Here is a 4,222-nt window from a genome sequence, read left to right on the forward strand (position 1 = left end):
ATGTAAGCTTTAGTGTTGTTTTCGTTTAAAAGAGTCTCTATTTGAATTCTCTCCTTTAAGGTAAGTCGTTTATGTTTTTTTACTTCCATTGTAACAAATCTATAAATTTAGATTTGTTGCGTTAAGTTATTGAATTCGGAGTGTTTTATTTGCATTACCGCTAACGGTTTTGTATATGGTTTGTTGCGTGATTAAGTACGTAATTTAGCAAATAAAAACCGAATAGAAAATCCGCGAGGGTTTTCGTAAGCAGGCTAGAACTAGCAATAAATTATATACGGTGTTGTGCTTTCGTTATTTTTTCTCTACTAATTCGGATTCAATTTGTGCTATAATATTTTCAACAAACATTAAAATATTTTTTTGATATTCCAATCTATTCTTTTCCAAATCAGATTTTGTTACCAAAACACCTAAAAACGAATCATTTTTTAGATGTCTAATAATTGCACTATTTCTTTCTTCTTCAGTTATTGGTTTGTTTAAACCATTACGTTTTCTATCTCTTTCAGGTTCCAAGTATGCAGCATAAGTACTCGATTTTTCTACCAATGAAGATGTCAAATCTAAACAAAAATCTTCATCTTCAAAACCATATTTGATTTCTGCAGAAAACTCTGCAAGTAAACTTTTTAATTTTTGGTTTTTGATAATGTCAGTTTTTCCAGAGCCAATCAATCCATCATAAGTTCCATTAACAGGTTCTACTCTCCAGTATGATATTGCTCCGCGATAAATATATTCTCCAATAGAATCAATATCCTTTTGTTCGTTCATTGTAGTTTGCAATTTGTAGCAAAATTTCACGACAGTTTCTTGATTTTTGATTGTCGCTTTAGTCCTGTTTTGGGTTTCTAAAAAATCTGTTTTCATCGCTTTTAGAATTGCGACTTCTTCATTTTCAGCAATCCTGTTTTGGTTCAGATTATTTATGCCTAGAGCAATTAAAATCCCAATAACTACCAGAATAATTTCTCCGATTGCGTAAATCAGATATTTACTGAATTTATTTTCTGTCAGCAGTTTTTGTCTAATTTTTCTAAAGAATTTTATCATTGGTTAGTGGTTTCTGATAATGAAGCACAACGTGTTTGTATATGGTTTGTTGCTTGGTTTAGTACGTAATTTAGCAAATAAAAACCGAATAGAAAATCTGCTAGGATTTTCGTAAGCAGGCAAGAACTAGCAATAAATTATATACGGTGTTACCAAACGTTATTTATTTAGGATAACATATTCCGATGAATTTTTTATCTTTTTCAGATAATTCAAAATTTTCTTTAAATTCTCGTTTATCTAAAGTTAATATTTTAGGAAAAAAATAATGCATAATTGAATTTGAATCATATTCGGAATTTGATAATTGTTCAGGTGGAAATTGATTAAATATGTTATGTCTAATTTGTTCTTCAGACCATTTATGGACAGCTTGATATACTCTCATTACAGCTTTCTCATCCCAAGGTATTTGATTCTTTGGATGTTGGTGTTCGTGAATACAACCTAATGCGTGTCCAAATTCGTGTAAAGTGACTCTTCTTATTTCGTTGTCGGATGTATCATTAAAAAACCAACCAAAATTCATTGTAGCTTTATTTTGAGGATATTTTAAGCACTCTTTACCAAGGTATGACCACGATTCAAAATTTTGAACTAATGAAATTCTTATGTCAGAATCACCTTCTTCAACAAAATTAAAATGAATGTTTGCATATTCTTCCCATTCTTTTGCATATCGCTTTATTTTTTTCTCTAATTCAAAATCATTATCTAAAAACTTAACGGTTATGGTTTGTCCATTTTCCCATTTACAACTGTTCCAAATACACAGTTCATTTATTATTTTACTGTTTTCTGAATTTGACGATTCTAATAGTATTGTTGTGTTGTCGGATTTTGACCTATTAATTTTATCTGTTAAATCTGCATTCACTAAATTTTTAAAATAATCATTCGTGATTAATTTTTCAAGTTCTTTATGAGTGTTTTCGGTCAATAAATCATTTATTGAACTTACATTTCGATTTTTAGTGGTACATATTCCTTTGCACATAGTTTTTTTTTTAATGTTTGGTAACGTGTTTGTATATGATTAGTGGCGTGTGTAAGTAACTAATTTAGCAAATAAAAACCAAATAGAAAATTCGGAAGAATTTTCGTAAGCAAGCTCGAACTAGCCATTAATTATATACGGTGTTACCTACAGTTATTTATTCCGATTGATAGCAATTACCAATGTTGAATTCGGTAAAAGCTTAATTGCTTTTCTAATTTTGCTATCATAACTGTTCATTAATTCTATTTCTTTCGTAATTCGTAAAATTAAATATTCAGCATTTTTTTCAGATTCATAAGAGTATTCAATTCCGTTAATTATTAAATCGCAAGCTCCATCAATTAACGATAAATTATAATATTCTCCATTAAATTCAATTCCGATTGAGTTTGCGTAAGCGTAAGTTTCGTATTTTATTTCCGTTTTTCCGCTTGTAGTTTTTCCAGTATATTTTTTATAACTCACATCATAAACTTCGTGTTCGTCTTTTTCTATTTCTAATTTCGCATAACTGCCTTGAAAATCTAATAAAGATTGTCTGTTTTCAGAATCTTTAACGATTAAAACTCCGTTTACAGTTCCGCTAAAATTTCCCGATTCTAAATTTTGAAAAACAGAGTCAAATCCGATTCCGTCAATCGCACGCGAATCATTTTGTCCGAATGTAGAAAATGACAAGGAAATCAGAAGAATAATAATTAGAGTTCGGATGTTTTTCATAATGTCTTGTCCTGAAATATGGCTACAGGTTAAAATTGAATTTACGCTGATAATTTATATACCATATTTGGTGTTTTATAGTCTAAAGATAAGTGTAATCTTATTTCGTTGTATAAATTAATTGCATTTTTTGCAGCTCTCTTTGCGTGACTTACGTTATCAAAGGTTTGGTCGAGATAAAATTCATCTTTTAAGATACCATTTACACGTTCTGCAATTGCATTTTCATAACAATGATTTTCTTCTGTCATACTAATATCTATTTTCTTTCTTTTGAGTATTTGTGTGTATACATTGCTACAATACTGTATTCCTCTGTCCGAATGATGAATAAGTTGTTTAATGCTTTTAGCTTGATAAATGGCCTTGTTTAGCGCTCTCACACATCCTTTAAGTTCCAAGCTATCACTAATATCATAACCAACTATTTTCCTGGAATGCATATCTGTTATTAAAGCCAGGTAGCAAAAACCTTTTATGGTTCTAATGTATGTGATATCAGATACCCAAACTTGGTTAGCTCTAGTAACTTCTAAGTCTTTTATGATGTTATTATATTTATAAAAACGATGATAAGAGTTCGTAGTTCTAGCACTGGTTTTCCTTCTAAGTGTCAGCATTTGATTTTTTCTAAGCACATTAAATAAAGTATCTCTACCAACTTTAATATTGGCTTTATTAAAATCTGCATTTAACGATTTTACAAGTTTTCTCACGCCTTCTCTAGGAAGGGATTTGCGTCTTTTTCTAACGATATTAATAATCTGTTGCTCTAGGTTTAAACGCTTATCAGCTCTGTTTTTATGCTTGTAATAAGCATTGCGTTTAAGTCCAAAACAATGGGTTATAGTTGTCAAAGAAGCAAATCCCTTAGATATCTTTTTGGCTTTACTTAAGGCTTTATACTTAGCTTTTTTTTTAGTTCATTAACTGATTTATAGCCAAGATCTTCAGCAGCTACTTCCAGATAACAATCCTGAACCATAGCATCGAGATCCTTTTTAAGTAGTAGTTTTTTAAGTTGTTCAACCTCTTTTTGAAGTGCTTTAATTCTAGATATTTCGTCTTTTGTTTCCACTTTTACTCTGGTGTTCATTAAGTCTTTACGATTATACTTTTTAATCCACACATTTACTGTTGTAGGTGCAATAGAGTAGAGTTTACAAAGTTCACTCTTTGTGTGTTTTCCGATTGTAAGTTCGGCTAAAATTTTTAATTTAAAAGGTTCACTGTAACGTCTAATTACTTTGTCATTTCTATACATAATGTTTAAAATTATGTAGCCTTATTTCAGGACGGGTCATAATTGTAGGTAACGTGTTTGTATATGGAAAGTTGCGTTTTTACCAGCGAGGATTTTCCGAAGGAAAATCAGAAGTTAGTAAAAGCGCAACCAACCTTATTTAAGCACTAATCTAGCAATTTTTTATATACGTTGTTAGCAAA

At 30.2% G+C, this 4,222-nt stretch carries 5 protein-coding genes; all 5 read right to left on the reverse strand.

Annotated elements, in window-relative coordinates; translation table 11 throughout:
• Positions 1-294: 294 nt before the first annotated feature.
• Positions 295-1,056, reverse strand: coding sequence for a DUF6090 family protein (locus ACVCZW_RS05775; RefSeq protein WP_452231895.1), 762 nt, complete (start codon positions 1,054-1,056; stop codon positions 295-297).
• A gap of 163 nt (positions 1,057-1,219) precedes the next feature.
• Positions 1,220-2,053, reverse strand: coding sequence for a M12 family metallopeptidase (locus tag ACVCZW_RS05780; protein WP_452231896.1), 834 nt, complete (start codon positions 2,051-2,053; stop codon positions 1,220-1,222).
• Positions 2,054-2,206: 153 nt separating this feature from the next.
• Entirely contained in the window at positions 2,207-2,776 is a 570-nt protein-coding gene (locus ACVCZW_RS05785; RefSeq protein ID WP_452227629.1) for a hypothetical protein, read from the reverse strand.
• A 41-nt stretch (positions 2,777-2,817) separates the two neighbouring features.
• Positions 2,818-3,654, reverse strand: a complete 837-nt coding sequence (locus tag ACVCZW_RS05790; RefSeq protein WP_452231897.1) for an IS3 family transposase — start codon at positions 3,652-3,654, stop codon at positions 2,818-2,820.
• A gap of 14 nt (positions 3,655-3,668) precedes the next feature.
• Entirely contained in the window at positions 3,669-4,040 is a 372-nt protein-coding gene (locus tag ACVCZW_RS05795; protein ID WP_055434618.1) for a transposase, read from the reverse strand.
• Positions 4,041-4,222 lie beyond the last annotated feature (182 nt).

It is taken from the genome of Lacinutrix sp. MEBiC02595 (assembly GCF_053601555.1).

Coding starts and splice junctions, on each gene's coding strand:
- ACVCZW_RS05775 (WP_452231895.1), bottom strand. CDS start 1,056: ATGATAAAATTCTTTAGAAAAATTAGACAAAAACTGCTGACAGAAAAT.
- ACVCZW_RS05780 (WP_452231896.1), bottom strand. CDS start 2,053: ATGTGCAAAGGAATATGTACCACTAAAAATCGAAATGTAAGTTCAATA.
- ACVCZW_RS05785 (WP_452227629.1), bottom strand. CDS start 2,776: ATGAAAAACATCCGAACTCTAATTATTATTCTTCTGATTTCCTTGTCA.
- ACVCZW_RS05795 (WP_055434618.1), bottom strand. CDS start 4,040: ATGTATAGAAATGACAAAGTAATTAGACGTTACAGTGAACCTTTTAAA.